The sequence below is a fragment of the Paenibacillus sp. J31R122 genome (genome assembly GCF_056269185.1).
In genome coordinates, this window is record NZ_JBWDNM010000020.1 from 19,509 (window position 1) to 36,324 (window position 16,816).

Here is a 16,816-nt window from a genome sequence, read left to right on the forward strand (position 1 = left end):
CAATCCAATGGAGGTGAGTTTGTGAAGAATATATTTGGATGGACGATTTTATCCATTTTTGTCCTGATTTCTGCGGCGGGCTGTAAGAATACAGAGCAAGTAACGAAAAATACCAACACCTTATTTCCTGTTATTGAGGGTGTGCAGTCGATTACAGTGTCAATGAATTATGGGTCTGAGATACACTCAAATTCAATTAACGAGAAAAACATTGCAGCCTTGATTCAGGGATTGCAAAATGCTACTCCATCTTATATTGAAGAACCAGAACCATCTGGTCAGGTTTACAAATTGGAAATGAAGAGCGACACGATTACCCAAACGTATACCGTCACTGATTTGCGAGAAACAGACTCACTTGAGTCAAGTGTGAAAATATACACTGACAGCAGCGCAGGTCAGAGTCATGCTTGGGAGCTTCCAAGTGCATGGATGCGATTGTTATTGGGTGAACCTTCTGATATTGCTGCAGAGCCATTACTAAATGTGAGTGTTAATGAGGATAGCAGTAGCGTTATCGTGTGGTCGAATCGCAATATGAAACGTGAGTCCGTAGGCAAAGCAATCGAGGATACATTGGCAGTCAGCGGAATGACAACCAGTAAGCAGCTAGAGTATTTCATACATTGGAGTGATTCACAGCGATTTGTTGTTCGTTTTACTAACTTATCTAAAGGAAATACTGTGCAATTTCGATTAGATGGCATACAAGCAGAGACGGGTGAGTCGTTTGCCAGCAAAACACAACAAATTCGGAATCAAGTGATTTTGATAGGGAAGCCGTCCTTCCAAGGACCTAGGTGGATCAATATTAATGGGGAAATCTTACGTGAACAACAATTGGAATCCGCTGTTCTCATTCAACCTATATGGACAAAGAATCAGGAGCAAGACTCTCTTTTGGTGTACTACCGTAACGATAGTCAAAGTCTGATTAATCTTACTACAGGAGATATACATCCAAATAACAAGATACAGTGGCCAGATCTAGAAAAAGGTTATGGGAATGACTATGGTACAAGCGTTCTATTTCTGATAGATTGGATGGAGAACTGTCCTATGTAGTAAAGGGAAATCGTATAGTATATAGTGTTAGGAAACCAGGCGAGACACTTAAGCTTTATGAATCAGATCAGCCGATATACGGCGTTGCTTCTTCACCCGACAATAGGCGTATCGCAATTCTAGTCTCGTCAGATTCTTTTGTTGGTCCTTTTGCTGATTTAATCATATTGAACAAAGAGGGGAAAGTAATATTTAAAGATAAAGAAGTAAGCTATATGGGGCATAGTGACGGATTTTTGTTCGTTTATCCGATGACTTGGGTCAATAACCATACGGTAGGAGTACCTCTACGGTCAGGAGAACGTTTTTTATGGGGGAGATCGTATATTAATTTAGATGATGCTTCCATTAAAAAAGAAGCAGATATTACGCTTCCGAACGAAGCCATGAATTTGCTGGAGAAGTATATCGGAGAAGCAGGAGCATCAGAAATTTCACGGGTTTTACCTAATCCAACTGGAGAAAAAGGTCGATATTATGCTGTTCAAGTACCGATAACGGGAAGTTGGTTAATAGATGTTGTTTCAAATAAAGTGTCATGGCTGGGCACAGGTACACTGGTTCAGTGGAATAATTCAAGCGAAGTAGTCGTATGGCAATCAAAACAGGAAGAAACAATTGCTTATATAGGATTGGACCATTCCATATCCTTATTGAACTAACGGGACACGATAGCGGAGGAGCTTCCTTTGTGGTAGCTCCTCTTTTCTATTGAACTAACGGGCAGAATAGTGGAACAAAATAGAAGGATTTTATTCTAGGCTTGTAGAACATTTTATTGGGTAAAGATTCCAAATGCCAATAGGAAGAAGGAATGAAAGTGGGAAAGGTTGTTGGTTTTGAGTTAAATAGTCAGGATGCAGAAAGAGCATCGAAATTTTATTCTACTGTTTTTGGCTGGGAAGTTAGTGAAAATCAATGGGGCTATCGTGAAGTAACTACTGGAGGAATTTCAGGCGGAATCGCCCAAGGACCAAATGACTACCCTCATGGAACTCGTATACAAATTGAAGTTAATTCAATTGATGAAGTCATTTCTAAGGCTAAGGACTATGGTGCATTGATTGTGCGAGAGAAAATGGAGTTTGATGATTTCTTTCTTGCATATTTGGTTGACCCAACTGGACTAGGGCTTGGGCTTATTCAAAAAAAATAAATTTTCATTATGCCAATGCTTAACTAACGGGGAACGATAGTTCGGTAAGTGGTATAAGAGGCTGTCGTATAATTAATACGTCAGGCTGTTTCGCTAACGGGACACAATGGTTAAATAGAAGAGGCTACCGGATGTGTAGCCTCTTTCGTTTTTTCTCAGTAAACAAAAATTTACAAAAGAGTCGAAATGGTAATATAACGGGTGGAGAATAAATCAGAACTTAATTTGCATGAAATTTACTCCCCACACTTTTAAATCAAACTCTCAGTAATCCGTATTCCATATTTTTCTTGTTCAGTTAACGAGCAGAACACTTGAACAAAATCACATCGATTGATATGAGATCGACAACCATTGTTCAACTAACGGGCAGAATAATTGAATAACGCTGGAGGGGATAAAAAAATGAAAAGAGGAATTAGTTTCGAGATTCCAAATGAATACGGAAGTTTTCTTGGAGATATATTGAAGCCCTTCGATACGACATCATTCAACTGGTATATTGGGGGCGAGGAGTCATATTTCGTGAATAAAGGTACTTTAGGGGAGCTACTTTTCCCTGAAGAAGTATACGGAATGGATGGCGTAATTCTTAAAGAAATCATAGAAAATAACATGTATTATTTAATTTTCGCAAATGTAAAAGCTTACCCAAAAGAGAAGAACGTAAAAGATATTGAAACATACGAAGAGTTCTTAAATAGTGACTGTCTGCTCGTTCTTTTAATCGTTGATAGTGCTTACGCCACGATCTATTGCAAAGATAAAGATTTACTTGAAAGTCTGTATCATAATGCTAAATTTAATGGTTACGAAAATGTCGAGTTCGTTACAGATGAAAATGACGGGCGAACAAGAATATCTGTATGGTAGCAATGTTATGCTAACGGGGAACTATAGCTTAATAAATAACTAAAACGCGGCTGCTGGCATGGATCGGCTGACGCGTTGTGCGAACGGGCAGTATAGTTTAAGAATGGAAATGGCTCCTTTATGTTTGTGCAAAGCAAGAATAACCCCTCCGAACAGATTAGAGGGGGTGTGCTATCTAAATTCATCCGTTATTCCAAGCCCTTATTCTGACCAAGCAACCACTTGGTGACAGTTCGGACAAGTTGTATAGGAAATTACCATTGGGGATACTGATTTATAAGTTTGAAATAGCCTCCTGTGTCGTCCAAGTAGCACTGGCAAATGCTTTATAATTGGTAACGGCAGCTTGAAAATCCTCTTCACTAATTGTTGCGGTGGCATCATATACAACAGCTGTTTCAAAACCAGTTTCGATTAGATGCCTCATATGTGACTCTACACAAACGTTGGAAAGCACCCCTGCAATAATTATCTTCTCTTTTCTATGTTGTCGTAACTGATATTCCAAGTCATTTGTTTGTGGGCTGGCAACCTTGTGAGGAGTTGCAATAACGGTTCTTCTATCAAAAATATAAGGTTTGAAAGAATGAACAAAATCAGCTCCAAATGACGGTGGTGTGTACGCATTTGCCACTTGATACATTTTAAGACCTAATAGCATCTTTTGTTCATTCCCTGTAAATTGCCAGCCATAATCATGAGGGTATAAATAATGGGGCGATATGAAAAGTTGGTATCCCTTATTCAGGGCAGTTCTCATTAATAGTTCAAGGTTTTGTATAGTATTGTTTCGTTCAATAGTTCCTTTAGTCAGATGATAGCCTCTTCCCCCAGGACTCATAAAGTCATTTTGTGGGTCTGTGATTACAATAGCAGTATTATTGGGATGTGGTTTAAACGGCAAATTACTTACCTCCCTCGCAGCATAAGCTTGCGGAAATGTTTGCATCCTGTTCAGGGAAGATAGAGAAGTTGTTTTATAAAAAAGTTCAGCATTGACACGACAGCTGCACCGAACAAGTACATAGTCATTAAAAACTCTATAGGCATCTATATGTATTTGTAGTTTGTTTGGTTCCCTTTGTTATAGAAATTAGTGTGCAACTTTGACGAATTGTTTCAAGAAGGTATGCTAACGGGTAACATGTGCGTAGGAGCTGCTCTAACGCGGCTCTTTATTGCTCATTGAAGTAACGGGCAGGTTAGCGTGGTGATTGATGGGTTACTTGAGTTTCATAAATGTAGTAGAATATTCCAAATAAACCGAATTGAGAGGGGACTTGGAATGAGCACAAACAACATCCATGAAACCCAGCACGAAAAGGAACATTTGTATAGTAACGATAATTATGTCGATGAGAACCTTCGCTCTATTCAAAGTATTGAGGGTGGAGAACCAATGAAAAAAATAGATTTAAATTCAATGCCGCGTCCTCTAAAGATCTTCGGCTACTTTGTATTTTCAATTTTAGTGTTAATGGGTGCGGTAGCAGTCTTGATTAGTTTTATTCGTTAAATTTAACAACATCACCACGCTGCTCAACTAACGGGAGACTATAAAGGATAAGACGAAAGCTGGAAAGACTATGTTCCTAAATAATATTCGATTTAGGTGATACTAAAATGAGAGACATCTATACTTTTCCTGCTATTTTCCGACGCTATGACGGTGGAATCGCAGTATTGTTTCCTGATGTTCCAAATGCAGATGTAGAAGGTGAGGATGAAGAAGAAGCTATGGAATTTGCGCATCAGTGTTTAGCAATGGAACTTTATCTCCAAGAGTGTGCTAATTTAGAGATACCTGAACCAACAGAACCTGAGGAAATCGAACTTAGATCGAACGACTGTATTAAAATGATTAAAATAGATATGAACATAGAACGACCGGAAATTGCTAAAGCAATTAATTTCACTAAGTCATTATTATTACGAAAAGACTCAACTAACGGGCAGTAGAGTTGAATAATACGTTGAATTACTTAACTGAAAACCGTAGATAAGGTGAACCGTATCATAAGTAAAGGCAAGTTTCTAGTGAACGGTATTAAGTTTCAAGGGGCAGCAATGAACAAAACGGACCGTTTATTAGCCATCGTGCTGGAGCTGCAAAGCAGAGAAGTGGTACGCCCATTGAACCCAATATCTGTTATAATATGATTGAGTTAAAAGACCAAAATGTATGGTTCATTTATAACCCGGTATTCAATAAAATCACGAAGTTCGTAAATATGACGTTATGCGAAACCCTCGCATGAATTTATGAAAAACAATTACCTAGCAGAACATGGTATCGGATGTGAGTACATGGCGGAAAGAAATATTACCTGTACCAGTGTTGGGATATATGGACACGCAATTACTAAGGGTAGGTTTTATGAAGTAGTCGCTGAAGATAATGAAAATTTTAGAATAATCGGAAATCAGAAGAGAAAAATATGGATCAATAAATACCATTTCTCTGAGGGGAAAGTGGATGTACCGATACTACAAAGTTGGAAGTTCGATGATGAATTAGACTCTTTTGATTTAATTGAAGTAACGATAACTTTTAATAATGGAATGAAGAGATGGTGTTTGGTAACCACCCCAGAAAGATTAGTAAAGCATTTTGAACATCCTAATCTAGATCCACCAGGTTGTAATATTCAGCATTTAATAATTGTGAAGACTATGAATATTGAAGATATTGATAGTACATTGAAGTACTTAGATGCTCAAGGAGAAATAGAAAAAGCAACAATATTATTAGGGTAGATGAATCGAAGAAGGCAAGAGCATCACATAACACCAGATTCACGCAACGGACATTCGCCCGTCGGTGTTTGTGAACTGATATAAGAATATTAATAAAGATGTGCTTTTAGCATGTCTTTTTTTTGTTCCAATACTGATTGTGTTAAACAGAAATTAGGGGATAGAGACATAGGTATGTTTTTACTCATAAGTACAATTTATATAATGTCCGTACATCTGTCGGATGACAAGAATATGAGCCGATTAATAACCGCGTAAAGTGCGGTTTTTTTGTTTTATCGGTACATATTCTTGGCAATGTGCAATGTCAAGAATATGTACCGAATGCCGAAAAAGACCAAGAATGTATACCGATTACCGATAAGCTATTTACCATGTGTACGGCTTATTTCACAATCAAACCAAAGTCGACTACAAAGAAGATATTAATGGTGTTTTGTAACTATGTTCTACAGACCATTGAGCTAAAGGGCAGGATAATCAAACACTATTTTACAGGATTTAGTTTTCATTGAAATTGAATGTGATTTCGCAGGGAAAATTTGGATTGTTGTCGAAATGTTATTTTATGCCTTTTTATACGATTCAGATAACGAAAGGAGAAACGAAATGAGCGAACTAGGCGTTAAAGACAACACATGTAGAGTGGTCAAAAGAGGATTCTCAGCAGTTGGAACAAGGCATGAAGCGAAGTATTCGGAATATCCGACCGTAATTCCGCTATCATTTGACTCTTTACTAAGTCGTATGGACGAAATCCCGAATCGAACTGGTGAAAAATTGGCTCTTTATGAACCAGGTAATTTCGCACCTGATAACCTTGGGACTTACTATGCAACAGCTAAAGTCACAGAGATTGGCAATATTCCACAAGGAATGGTAAGCCAGATAACTCCTGTGTGTACTTATGCTGTCTATACTCACAGAGGTGAGATTTGGAAAATAGGTGATGCTTACGGATCTCTTAACCGTTGGATTGCTGAGAATGGTTACAAGCATAGTAAAGGTTGGGTAGTGGAGTTGATGGACCAACGATTCAATCCGACTTCACCTGAAAGTGAACTAGAGATTTATACACCAATAGAAGAGAAATAGCCGATGAAAGAAGAGTGGACCCGCCCCGCAAACCACCGTTTGTGGGCTTTTCTACCTTCTGGCATGAATATTAACATCTCTTTATTTATTCCGCTAACGGGGAACTTTAGCTTAACAATCACCATAACGAGGCAGCTGGTAAGAAACGGCTACCTCGTTGAGTTATAATATGAACAGGCAGAATAGCTCAAGAAAAAAGACAACGCGTTTGGGAGACTATTTTCACAACTTTATTTACTATTACTTAGCGTTTTCCTACCACCATGACTCAATCCCAAGTAATTTTCTCCCCAGGGCGGTTAATATCGCTGAATGTTCAGAGTTATTTTTCTCCCATTCTCGAGGATCAGTGGGCAGAGGGGGGAAAGGCTCATGATTTTTCCAAGCATCGACGAATGCCTGGCGCCGCTCAAATTGGTCCCGTCTTGCCGGATATAGCGTTATGTATTGCGCAAATCGCGGTTTATTAGATAGATTCTCACCGTTACCATGCGGGAGAAGACTATCCCAAATGATCAAATCGCCCGCGTTAGCAGAAATATACTCAATTGAGTAATCTTCAAGATTGGGAACACGTGGATCACGATTAATTGGTTGTTTGGAAAGCCAGTCCTCTAAATCTCGGTACAATTTGGGAACACACTGAAATCCACCTTGATTCACACTAGTATCTGCTAGACAAAGCACGCCCTGCAATCTTTTCCCATACGGCATTGGAGAACTTAGTTTAGAAGTATCAAGGTCCCAGTGGATAAAATGATTGTTAAATTCCGGGAAACTGTTCCTTTTTGGTGGCTTCATATTAATTCGATCTATACTTACCCATAACTTTTCTTCCTGTAATAATTCGGAAAACGCCTGGTATACAAGAGGGGCTTGGCGGTGGTCCCACATCGTCTGATTATGAAAAAGAGGAATCATCCCGCTATTTTGATGCTCCCATAATTGGTCCATATCTTTTGCAGGCAAATACCAACTGTTTGGTTCGTCGGGGCTTTTACCTATAAACCTCCAAATATCGTCAATAAGTCGTTCGCATGACTTGGATGTAACAGCTTGTTTTACGATTAGATAGCCGTTTTCATCAAAAAATGATTTCATACTTTGAGTAATAGCCATAAAAGCCTCCTTAGATTACAATTATATACCTGATATAACTTCCACAAATTCCATTTATAACCTTCCATGAGTAATAGAAATTTTGGATATCTGTTTAACGCTTAAGTTTTTTACTGATCAGATTATTGAGCCCCCTAACGAAGATCTATAGTGTAGTAGCTTGCTACGTGGCGGCTTCTCTTTTCCATTGAAGTAACGGGCAGATTAGTGGAATAGCGATTGCGAATTTTAATAGTATTAAGGGTAGCCCAAAATTTGGTATGATAATTGAAATAAAGTTGGGAGTGTTCTTATGAAAACATTAAAGGTCTATCATTACGACGCATTCAGTAATGTTCCTAATATGGGAAACCCAGCTGGGGTAGTTTTAGATGGCGAAAATCTTACTGACGAGCAAATGCGAGAAGTCGCTGAAAAAGTAGGGTTCAACGAAACGGCATTCCCACTTAAATCCGATAAAGCTGATTTAAAAATACGATTTTTTACTCCAGGTCATGAAATCAACCTTTGCGGTCATGCAACTATGGCAACTATCTATGCGTTGAAAATGAAAGGTTTGTTGGGGGACAAAACTGATTTTACAATTGAAACAAAAGCTGGGGTTTTACCAATTAGTCTTAATTCAAACGATGGGTTTTACATAACAATGAGACAAGCAAATCCCCAATTTCAGGAATTTAATGGCTCACTTCAAGAACTGGCTCATTCGATGGGAATTGAAGAAATTGATATTGAAACAGAACTACCGACATTGTATGGAAGCACAGGTACGTGGACATTATTGATTCCAATAAAAAGTCTTGCTGCTTTCAAACGAATGAAACCAAACAACAAACTGTTTCCGAACATTTTAAAGGAAATGCCAAGAGCATCTATCCATCCATTTTGTTTTGAAACATATAATACGGCGGCACATATGCACGCTCGTCACTTTTCATCGCCTTTTTCGGGTACAATTGAAGACCCAGTTACTGGTACTGCTTCAGGGGTAATGGGAGCCTATTATGCAAGATATATAAACATAGTGTCTCACTCCTCATTTACCCTTTTAATTGAGCAAGGTCAAGAAATTGAAAGGGATGGTAGAGTACGAGTGACAGTAAATGATGAAATCATAGAAGTTACTGGCAATGCCGTTTATGTTAAAGAATTTGATGTATCAATTTAATCGTATTAAGCTAACGGGTACGATAGTTCAGTGGCTGTGGAACCTTTCGGGTGGCTATGGCGTCCATTTAGTCGTACCTTATCCGATAGGAGTGGATGATTTGACATTGGGGAAGAAAATACAGAGGGTGACACTGATGCTCGCAATCTCGGTAACGTTTATGACGGCAATGGTGGGGTGTGGCAAGGAGCAGTCTTCGACATCGGAAACCGTACCACCTGCGCCAGAGGTAGTATCGGAGCTCGAACAACCTGGAGAGGCAGGGGCATCGATCTTTCCGGATGCTGAAAGGTTTTCGGAGGATGATACGCAATCACTGGAGAAAATCTCCGCGAAGGATGGCGAAAAATACCTGGAAGTACTGAAGCAGCAGGATACGAAGGCATTGTCCGGACTCATGGCGCATGCGGAGAATGAGTATACCGAGGCTGATATGGCAAAGGTGCTGGAAGGATTCCTGCTGTACTTTGACGGCTTGGAAAACCTGCTACTGCGCTTCGAGGCTAACGAGCAGAATGACGAGTACTATGTTGAACATTACACCATCGCAGGTACGAAGGACGGTAAGGAACGCGCCATTCCTTTTCAAATGAAATATGCCAAGTCCCAGGGGATGGAGCAGATTCAGGATGACGACAGGCGCGAGCCGCTGTACAACTCTCCACTGATCGGGCAGTATCCCTATACGGTGCTGGAAGTTGAGCGTTACGTGCAGGCGCTGCTGCAGAAGGACACAGCAAGCCTGGCACTTCATTTGGGCATGTACGATGACAACGAGGAAACGAAGGCGGCAGTGGAGCGGATGCTTCAGAAGTATGAAGAATCACTCGATCTGAGCTCGGTAAAGGTCGTATCGAAGGGCTACGATGAGCAGGAGGATCAATACTTTTACGAGCTTCACGATAGTAACCAGCAGACGCACGAACTTTGGTTAGGCGGGGAAGAGCTTAAGATTGTGGACGAATGGGTGACCGGCCAAGCAACAGACTAATGAAGCATTGCAGCAACCGTTGAAAGTGAAGCAATTGGTTCTGTCCAGGGACGGGGGATGATGCTTAATAAAAATCAACAGCAGCCGTTCAAAATAACTCTTAGCCCCTTTGTTCCGCTAACGGGGAACGATAGTTGAACAATCAAGGAGTAGTTTGCTGCGGCAACTGCTCCCTTTTTTTGTTAAGCTAACGGGCAGGATAGTTGAATAACATTGAAGGGAATATTTGATTAGTTCACGAATATTTCAGATACATGTGAAGTACTTAGTCGAATGAGAGCATTTATTGATAACAAAAGCTGAAAGGAATAATTCTCATGAAGTATCAAGAATTCATAGAGATAAAACAACGAGTTGGATGGGGAGAAGAATTTCTTATTTATTATAAAGACATAGGATATTGGATCAGTTGTAATTCAAAAGGTGTCTATTTCACAAGAAATGATGATGGCTACACACAAGATTTTAAAAACTCAGATGAACTATTTGAAAATGCAAAAATCGAAGATCAATTTTTATAGGAACTATGGCAAGACATTGAATGGTAAAGCATAAGAGTGAAATTAGCGAATCTGCCCTCCACCCTTAATCCGATCTTGGCATATCGTTGAACTAACAAGAAACGATAGTTGAACAAACGAATTGCAGTTTGCTGCGGCAACTGCTCCATTTCCTTGTTAAGCTAACGGGCAGTATAACGACACGAACCATACGAAATAAAAGCAAAAAAAGACACGCAAATATAATGCTCTTATGTTAAAATTATGCAAAAAATAGAATTGGCAAAGGTTGTCTCACAAATGGTTCAAAGTATCAATAACTATCAGACAAACTCCTATGGTTATAAGCCACTCTTGTTCCCACCGTGTTAAAAGTGATCCAAAGCAGTAAGAAAGAACAATATAAACTGAGCGAGAGGGGCAACTAAATGATTCCAGAAACCAGAGAGGAAGCACCAATAGAAACAGTTAGTTGTATTGAATTGCCAGTGAAAGACATGCAGCGAGCAGTAAGTTTCTATGTTTTTCAATTGGGTTTTTACTTGAATACTGCTAAAAATTGCCTTCCTATTGAGCCAGGTAACACGGAGGTTTTTATTTACCCTGCATCAGGGGCAAATATCATGCTGACACAAACTGATGGAGAAGAACGGTTAACATTTACTCATCATGGGAGGCCAAATCATGTTTTCATATTAGAAGTAAATGAAGACATTGAAAAATATCACAAAAAATTGACTGAAGCCGGGGTGAGAATAAGTCCCGTCAAAGACAGCGGTGGATGTGGCAAATCTTTCGATGTATACGACCCGGATGGAAATCTAATTAAGCTATGGTTCGGATATCCTGTTTAGCTTGATCAAAGTTACAGCTAAAGGGCAGCTTAACGCAACCGCATCCTATAAATTACAGTATAATTAGTAGTTGTCTATTTCTGGATGAGGGAGTGGGTTGTACTTAATGAATGAAATAATAACCACAATCATATCTCTATGTGAAAAGCTAACTGAAGAAGAGAAAATTTCAATAACAAATGCCCTATCGAGGCATTTTGAGAGGCGAATTCAAAGTTTAATTCCAGAACTCTCTACATTTAATCAAGATGAACTAGCAGTCATTAAAAATGTAATACACGGGTTAATTCTTACCAAAGAAAATGTACCCGACATTTTAGAATCGTACGAACGATTAAAGGATACTGATATACCTCAAAAAGTCTCCTTTGGTCGGATGACGGAAGATTAAGCTCCCTTGGTACGATAGTTGAATAAACACAAAGAAACGGCTACCATGAATCTGGCTGCCGTTTTCTCAACTAACGGGAGGTTAGTTGAAAAATCCGTATTAAATTATAATAAAAAGAGTCGCCCATAAGCGACTCTCATAAGAGGGAATAGATCACCAGTGCAAATGGACTGATCTATTCCTTTATTTCTGTTGCAGTTGAGTTAGCGATCAACACTTTGATACCTTTTCTTTCAATTTCTTCAATTACGTCAATACTAGCTTGATCGTCAGTGATAAGAACATCAATTTGTGTGATTGGACATTGCTTAGCAAAGAAGTCAACACCTAGTTTCTCATGAGGGGCTAAACATATTGTTCTTCTAGAAACTTCGCTAACAGCTCTGCCAAAGCTTGCTACCTCAGGAGTCGAGGTACTTATTCCATTTTTTGAAACTCCTCCACCAGTCATAAAGCAAATATCAATGGAAAATTGCCGTATGAAGTCGTTAGCCAGAGTATCAGTTATATTACCGGATGGCTTTACTTTACCGCCAATAAGATACGTATCAATTAGTTCCCTTTCCTTCAAAGATTCAGCAATATTCATTGAATTAGTGAGAATGGTTAAGGGGATTTCGGGAAGAAACCTTAACATGCCGTAATGAATACCTGCTCCACCAATAAATACAGTATCTTTTTCTTTAATATAAGATGCTGCTAATTTTGAAATGGCATCTTGATGTGGTGCGCTTTCCTGGTACCGTTCCGACGTAGGTAAAGGAGTGCTACGCACTTTAGAAGCAGGTATTGCTCCGCCATGTGTTCTCTTCAGTAATCCTTTCTCTTCCATGATGGATAAATCCCTTCGGATCGAGTCGATCGATAAGTCAAACATATCCGCTAAATCTTTTGCCAATACTCGCCCATCGTTGTTAAGGAGCTCAATGATTTTGTCGCGCCTTTCTTCTGAGAACATATTAATCGCCTCCAAAATGGAAAAATATCACTGGTGATGACTTGATTATATTCGTGTTTGTTCAGTTATGTCAATTAATTTGATTCATGTTTATTCCGTTTATTTCTGTTATATGACGAATTGTGGTGATCATTCTTCTTAAATGTCAAAACAGGAAAGTATTCATTAGATCAATCGATATTGACGGCGGAAGACCGTCGGAGCTACGCCTTCCATCTTTTGAAACAATTTGGTAAAGGCGTGAACCGAGGAAAAACCATAACGTTCGGCGATCACTGTTACCGTATCGTTTGTACTTAGCAGGTCGTTCCTGGCTTTGTTGATTCGACACCGATTCCAATACCATTTGGGCGTAAAGCCGGTATTCGTCCGGAAAAGCACATGGAAGTGGCTGCGGCTCAATCCGAGCTTCTCCGCCCAACCTTCGACGTCTTCGTATTCACCGCCTGCCAGCCGTTCCATCGACGCTATCAGTTTGGTAATACGCGGATCTGTGATATCGGATTGACGCCTAGCCAACCGGTAGACTTGGTGAAGCAGCAGGTGGAAATGACCAGTGATGGCTAACGAATTTGGATAATCCTCGTGATCGAGAACCGATAAATCAGGAGATACCGCCTCGAACTCAGACGTTACCGTCTCGAATAATCCTTTCCATACGCTGATCGAATCCACAACTAGCGAGTAAGGAATTCCATAGTCGAGCTGCACGTCCAACAAACGGTCATCTGATTTCTTAGTACGTTGACACAATAAATCATTTGGAATCCGTACCCCCGTCTTCAGTCGATAGGACCATTCGAAGAATACACAACGAAACGTGAGTGGACTATCCACATCTACCTCCCAAGTGTGGGATACGCCAGGCTGGATAAATAATAAAGTTCCTGGCTGCAACCGTATATTCGGGCGGTCTTCGTAGATGATGCTGCCACAGCCGGACTCGATGAGATACAGGGAGGGGACATAGCAGATCCGAGGACCATGCCGATCGCCCGCGAGCAGGGGGACACGGATCGCAAATCGTACAAATGGACAAACGATTATAGGATTAAAAGTAATCACCAACCTTTATTGTGATAATATCATACAATCGGATAAATTGAATATTTTCAGACAAAGACAGAATGTCCCGCAACAAGCCATAATGATGTTATAAGCGAGAGTGAACTCGCGACGAGAGGATGAACTGAAGTGCCAAATGCAAATGGAATACCGACGCAAGATGACGTTAAATTTTTCAAAGAAAATGGTTACTGGGTGTCTCCGAAAATTATCGACGATGAAAGGCTGTCCAGGCTACGTGAAAGAATGGAGAGAGTATACCGGAACGAATTCGAAACGGGAACGCCTCCCGAAGCAATCTGGAGCTACGAAAAAGGTCACCCGAAAACGCTTCGCAAAACAGATATGGCGAGCTATGCTGACTTAACGATCCGTGCACTCGCCCACGATCCGGTGATTGGAGAGATTGCCGCTGCTTTGACGGAGACGGATACAATCCGTTTCTGGGCCGATCAGCTGTTGCATAAACCTGAACAATCCGGAGGACACGCTTCAAACGTGGGTTGGCATCAGGACTATACGTATTGGAAGTGCTTTCAGAACCCGGAGACGCTGCTTACGGCATGGGTGGCATACGATGACGTTGACGAAGAGAATGGCTGCATGATGATGGTGCCGGGCAGCAACCATTGGGGACTTCTAAATGGCAGTGACTTTTACGAACAAAATTTAGATAATCAAAAAAATGGAATGAACGTGCCTGAGGGACAAGTGTTTCGAACTATGCCGATCGTTATGAAAGCGGGTCAAGTCAGCTTCCATCACAGCTTAACATTACACGGAAGTGGTCCTAACATTTCGGACCGGGTACGCCGATCGTCGGCGCTTCACTTAATGACAGGCGAAACACGCTTTCGGTACGATGAGCGGCACCTCTACTTGTCGATTAAACAATTCATTGCTTCAGGCGGTAAAGATGGCGATATCGTTCAGGGAGACATGTACCCGGTCACATACAAAAAAGGCGTAACGGCATAATCTCATTAAACAAGAAGAACAGCAACTGAACTTCAAATAGCCCTCCTAGTCTCTTTATGAGATTGAGGAGGGCTATTTTTTAATTTTAAATTAGAATCTTTTTGTCCCTGAGCCAAGAGATTGTTCTGCAATTTGAATTAACGCTCTTGTGATGTTTCCACCAATAGTACCTGCATCACGAGTAGTCATATTCCCATTGTAACCATCTGGAGACCATTGAATCCCAAACTGTTGTGCTACCTCATATTTCATTTGGTCAAGTGCTGCTTGTGCTTGTGGAACGACTAAACTTTTTCTGCTCATGTATGTTCACTCCTTAACTGGATGTGAAGTTATTTTGTGGATTTTTTTGCTTTTTATACATCAATTATTGGAATTAGAAGTGAAATAAATGAAATGGACAAAAACATGAATCGTTAGCCTTGATCAACCGTGCCGGCCCGATTACTTAACCAGCAGGAGAGGATATGATGACATCAACGACATTAAAATAACGGGCAGTTTAGTTTGAAAACCCACAGGAGGTATTTGGATATTAATGTCTAATATTACTATTTACTCACCTATGAAAAACAGTTGATAATCGCAAACTTAAATTGGGAAGGAAGATAAGATGAGTCAATTATCAGCAACCAAGGTTGCACTCAAGAGAATCAATTGCTTGTACATGCCGGTGGACGATGGCCCAAATGACGTATGGCCCTGGTACGAAAAAATCACACGAGGGGTTACTCGACAACACGATATATTTATGAACGAAGTAGAGAAGAAAGGTTTGACCAATACTTTCTTAACTGACGAATGGCTTCCTGGGCAAACCTATGAGATGTTTTCCATTCGCTATGAGACAGATTGCATTATGGAACTGTACGAGCGAATAGCCGGTACTGGTGTGGAAGTGGAATCGCTGGAAGATGTGGACGGAAAAGGACTTATGTTCTGTTTTAAGGATCCACAGGGGCACAAGTTTCAAGTATGGCAGGATCCGAAAACCGAGACACAACCGATCCGAGAAGGAGTTCCTGTTTTTATTAGAGTAGCAGCCCTATTCTTCCCAGCAAGTGATCCGGAGAGATCATATAAGTGGTATAAAGAAACATTGGGTGGTCCAGTGAATGAGGCGGGGCAACCCGTAACGGAGGCGGGGGAGGAAATCTACTTTATTCGATCCCTAGAACCCAAAACATATAATCACGAAACCCCGGCGCCGGATAGTATACGGCATATGGCATTTGCCATGTTTGAAGTCAATGGACTTTCCAAGCTGCATAGAAAAATGATCGATCAAGGATTAAAGGTATCCCATCAAATTAATGATCGAGGAGGATGCGGCCGCCAGTTCCAATTGTATGATCCGGACGGAAACAAGTGGGATATTTGGGAGCGGCAAACGAATGTATATTGGAGGGGCGAAGGAGCAGAAAGCCCTAACTGGAAAGAACGATTCCTCTTTTGCGATTATTTCGGGGAGCGGCTGATAGATGATTATCTCGAGTCTCTTCAAGGCCATCATCATCGGGAGGCTGCAACTACTGTACAAATTATGGAATTCAACAAAATGCGTGAGAATGATCCTGAAGGAGTACAAGAGCTGCTAGAAGCATTGGATAAATTTTGTGAGCAAAACCCGGACCGGTCGTTTCAAATTCTACTGCGCGAAGGCTGGTATGACACAGTCCAATCAGTCGTTTATCGAGATTGATAACAAACTAGAAGTAGGCTGAACTAACGGGAATAATAGTAAAACGATAACAGATTGCCGATTTTATCGGCGGTCTATTCAGATGTACCAAGAGGGTGAGATTAGTAATGAATAAAATTCACATGATGGAGAAACCGTATAACC

Annotated in this window: 20 protein-coding genes; 15 read left to right on the plus strand and 5 right to left on the minus strand. The window is 40.5% G+C overall.

Annotation, left to right across the window (positions count from 1 at the left end):
• Positions 1–21 precede the first annotated feature (21 nt).
• From AC0YN7_RS25965 to AC0YN7_RS25980, 4 genes are all read left to right on the plus strand, one after another.
• Entirely contained in the window at positions 22–1,065 is a 1,044-nt protein-coding gene (locus tag AC0YN7_RS25965; RefSeq protein WP_475812920.1) for a hypothetical protein, read from the plus strand.
• Positions 1,041–1,727 carry a hypothetical protein gene (locus AC0YN7_RS25970; RefSeq protein ID WP_475812921.1) on the plus strand — a complete coding sequence of 229 codons (687 nt, stop codon included), beginning with the start codon at positions 1,041–1,043 and terminating at the stop codon, positions 1,725–1,727. The genes AC0YN7_RS25965 and AC0YN7_RS25970 overlap by 25 nt, the downstream gene beginning before the upstream one ends.
• A gap of 158 nt (positions 1,728–1,885) precedes the next feature.
• A complete protein-coding gene (locus tag AC0YN7_RS25975) occupies positions 1,886–2,221 on the plus strand; it encodes a VOC family protein (RefSeq protein WP_475812982.1) in 336 nt (111 codons plus the stop codon).
• 405 nt (positions 2,222–2,626) lie between these two features.
• Positions 2,627–3,094: a DUF2691 family protein gene (locus tag AC0YN7_RS25980; protein ID WP_475812922.1), complete on the plus strand. Its 468-nt coding sequence runs from the start codon at positions 2,627–2,629 to the stop codon at positions 3,092–3,094.
• A 274-nt stretch (positions 3,095–3,368) separates the two neighbouring features.
• Here AC0YN7_RS25980 and AC0YN7_RS25985 read toward each other — a convergent pair whose 3' ends face one another.
• The gene (locus AC0YN7_RS25985) at positions 3,369–3,998 is read right to left on the minus strand and encodes a cysteine hydrolase family protein (protein WP_475812923.1); all 630 of its coding nucleotides are present in this window, start codon (positions 3,996–3,998) and stop codon (positions 3,369–3,371) included.
• 381 nt (positions 3,999–4,379) lie between these two features.
• Here AC0YN7_RS25985 and AC0YN7_RS25990 point away from each other — a divergent pair, with 381 nt between their 5' ends.
• The 4 genes from AC0YN7_RS25990 (at position 4,380) to AC0YN7_RS26005 (ending at position 6,946) form a co-directional block, all read left to right on the plus strand.
• Positions 4,380–4,610: a hypothetical protein gene (locus tag AC0YN7_RS25990; protein ID WP_475812924.1), complete on the plus strand. Its 231-nt coding sequence runs from the start codon at positions 4,380–4,382 to the stop codon at positions 4,608–4,610.
• Between the two features lie 107 nt (positions 4,611–4,717).
• The gene (locus AC0YN7_RS25995; protein WP_475812925.1) at positions 4,718–5,053 is read left to right on the plus strand and encodes a type II toxin-antitoxin system HicB family antitoxin; all 336 of its coding nucleotides are present in this window, start codon (positions 4,718–4,720) and stop codon (positions 5,051–5,053) included.
• A gap of 348 nt (positions 5,054–5,401) precedes the next feature.
• Positions 5,402–5,851, plus strand: coding sequence for a hypothetical protein (locus tag AC0YN7_RS26000; RefSeq protein WP_475812926.1), 450 nt, complete (start codon positions 5,402–5,404; stop codon positions 5,849–5,851).
• 609 nt (positions 5,852–6,460) lie between these two features.
• The gene (locus AC0YN7_RS26005; protein ID WP_475812927.1) at positions 6,461–6,946 is read left to right on the plus strand and encodes a GyrI-like domain-containing protein; all 486 of its coding nucleotides are present in this window, start codon (positions 6,461–6,463) and stop codon (positions 6,944–6,946) included.
• A gap of 255 nt (positions 6,947–7,201) precedes the next feature.
• On the opposite strand, the gene AC0YN7_RS26010 is transcribed toward AC0YN7_RS26005, so the two are convergent.
• Positions 7,202–8,065 carry a phytanoyl-CoA dioxygenase family protein gene (locus tag AC0YN7_RS26010; RefSeq protein ID WP_475812928.1) on the minus strand — a complete coding sequence of 288 codons (864 nt, stop codon included), beginning with the start codon at positions 8,063–8,065 and terminating at the stop codon, positions 7,202–7,204.
• Positions 8,066–8,357: 292 nt separating this feature from the next.
• Here AC0YN7_RS26010 and AC0YN7_RS26015 point away from each other — a divergent pair, with 292 nt between their 5' ends.
• The 5 genes from AC0YN7_RS26015 to AC0YN7_RS26035 all read left to right on the plus strand — a co-directional run bounded on the left by AC0YN7_RS26015 (position 8,358) and on the right by AC0YN7_RS26035 (position 11,969).
• Positions 8,358–9,233 (plus strand): PhzF family phenazine biosynthesis protein, encoded by an 876-nt coding sequence (locus AC0YN7_RS26015; RefSeq protein ID WP_475812929.1) that lies wholly within the window; start codon positions 8,358–8,360, stop codon positions 9,231–9,233.
• Positions 9,196–10,224 carry a hypothetical protein gene (locus AC0YN7_RS26020; RefSeq protein WP_475812930.1) on the plus strand — a complete coding sequence of 343 codons (1,029 nt, stop codon included), beginning with the start codon at positions 9,196–9,198 and terminating at the stop codon, positions 10,222–10,224. The genes AC0YN7_RS26015 and AC0YN7_RS26020 overlap by 38 nt, the downstream gene beginning before the upstream one ends.
• A 317-nt stretch (positions 10,225–10,541) precedes the next feature.
• A complete protein-coding gene (locus AC0YN7_RS26025) occupies positions 10,542–10,745 on the plus strand; it encodes a hypothetical protein (protein ID WP_475812931.1) in 204 nt (67 codons plus the stop codon).
• A gap of 407 nt (positions 10,746–11,152) precedes the next feature.
• Entirely contained in the window at positions 11,153–11,578 is a 426-nt protein-coding gene (locus AC0YN7_RS26030; protein ID WP_475812932.1) for a VOC family protein, read from the plus strand.
• A gap of 106 nt (positions 11,579–11,684) precedes the next feature.
• Complete coding sequence (locus AC0YN7_RS26035; RefSeq protein ID WP_475812933.1) at positions 11,685–11,969, plus strand: hypothetical protein; 285 nt, start codon at positions 11,685–11,687, stop codon at positions 11,967–11,969.
• Between the two features lie 175 nt (positions 11,970–12,144).
• Here AC0YN7_RS26035 and AC0YN7_RS26040 read toward each other — a convergent pair whose 3' ends face one another.
• On the minus strand, positions 12,145–12,927 hold the full coding sequence (locus AC0YN7_RS26040) for a DeoR/GlpR family DNA-binding transcription regulator (RefSeq protein WP_475812934.1): 783 nt from the start codon (positions 12,925–12,927) through the stop codon (positions 12,145–12,147).
• 165 nt (positions 12,928–13,092) lie between these two features.
• Complete coding sequence (locus AC0YN7_RS26045; RefSeq protein WP_475812935.1) at positions 13,093–13,992, minus strand: helix-turn-helix transcriptional regulator; 900 nt, start codon at positions 13,990–13,992, stop codon at positions 13,093–13,095.
• A gap of 129 nt (positions 13,993–14,121) precedes the next feature.
• Here AC0YN7_RS26045 and AC0YN7_RS26050 point away from each other — a divergent pair, with 129 nt between their 5' ends.
• Positions 14,122–14,970 (plus strand): phytanoyl-CoA dioxygenase family protein, encoded by an 849-nt coding sequence (locus AC0YN7_RS26050; protein WP_475812936.1) that lies wholly within the window; start codon positions 14,122–14,124, stop codon positions 14,968–14,970.
• Between the two features lie 90 nt (positions 14,971–15,060).
• Here the strand turns inward: AC0YN7_RS26050 and AC0YN7_RS26055 are convergent, their stop codons facing one another.
• The gene (locus AC0YN7_RS26055; RefSeq protein ID WP_475812937.1) at positions 15,061–15,273 is read right to left on the minus strand and encodes a small, acid-soluble spore protein, alpha/beta type; all 213 of its coding nucleotides are present in this window, start codon (positions 15,271–15,273) and stop codon (positions 15,061–15,063) included.
• 310 nt (positions 15,274–15,583) lie between these two features.
• Here AC0YN7_RS26055 and AC0YN7_RS26060 point away from each other — a divergent pair, with 310 nt between their 5' ends.
• Positions 15,584–16,672, plus strand: coding sequence for a VOC family protein (locus AC0YN7_RS26060; RefSeq protein WP_475812938.1), 1,089 nt, complete (start codon positions 15,584–15,586; stop codon positions 16,670–16,672).
• Positions 16,673–16,816 lie beyond the last annotated feature (144 nt).

Coding starts and splice junctions, on each gene's coding strand:
- AC0YN7_RS26005 (WP_475812927.1), top strand. CDS start 6,461: ATGAGCGAACTAGGCGTTAAAGACAACACATGTAGAGTGGTCAAAAGA.
- AC0YN7_RS26020 (WP_475812930.1), top strand. CDS start 9,196: ATGCCGTTTATGTTAAAGAATTTGATGTATCAATTTAATCGTATTAAG.
- AC0YN7_RS26025 (WP_475812931.1), top strand. CDS start 10,542: ATGAAGTATCAAGAATTCATAGAGATAAAACAACGAGTTGGATGGGGA.
- AC0YN7_RS26040 (WP_475812934.1), bottom strand. CDS start 12,927: ATGTTCTCAGAAGAAAGGCGCGACAAAATCATTGAGCTCCTTAACAAC.
- AC0YN7_RS26015 (WP_475812929.1), top strand. CDS start 8,358: ATGAAAACATTAAAGGTCTATCATTACGACGCATTCAGTAATGTTCCT.
- AC0YN7_RS25995 (WP_475812925.1), top strand. CDS start 4,718: ATGAGAGACATCTATACTTTTCCTGCTATTTTCCGACGCTATGACGGT.
- AC0YN7_RS26060 (WP_475812938.1), top strand. CDS start 15,584: ATGAGTCAATTATCAGCAACCAAGGTTGCACTCAAGAGAATCAATTGC.
- AC0YN7_RS26055 (WP_475812937.1), bottom strand. CDS start 15,273: ATGAGCAGAAAAAGTTTAGTCGTTCCACAAGCACAAGCAGCACTTGAC.
- AC0YN7_RS26010 (WP_475812928.1), bottom strand. CDS start 8,065: ATGGCTATTACTCAAAGTATGAAATCATTTTTTGATGAAAACGGCTAT.
- AC0YN7_RS26000 (WP_475812926.1), top strand. CDS start 5,402: ATGGCGGAAAGAAATATTACCTGTACCAGTGTTGGGATATATGGACAC.
- AC0YN7_RS25980 (WP_475812922.1), top strand. CDS start 2,627: ATGAAAAGAGGAATTAGTTTCGAGATTCCAAATGAATACGGAAGTTTT.
- AC0YN7_RS25990 (WP_475812924.1), top strand. CDS start 4,380: ATGAGCACAAACAACATCCATGAAACCCAGCACGAAAAGGAACATTTG.
- AC0YN7_RS26035 (WP_475812933.1), top strand. CDS start 11,685: ATGAATGAAATAATAACCACAATCATATCTCTATGTGAAAAGCTAACT.
- AC0YN7_RS26030 (WP_475812932.1), top strand. CDS start 11,153: ATGATTCCAGAAACCAGAGAGGAAGCACCAATAGAAACAGTTAGTTGT.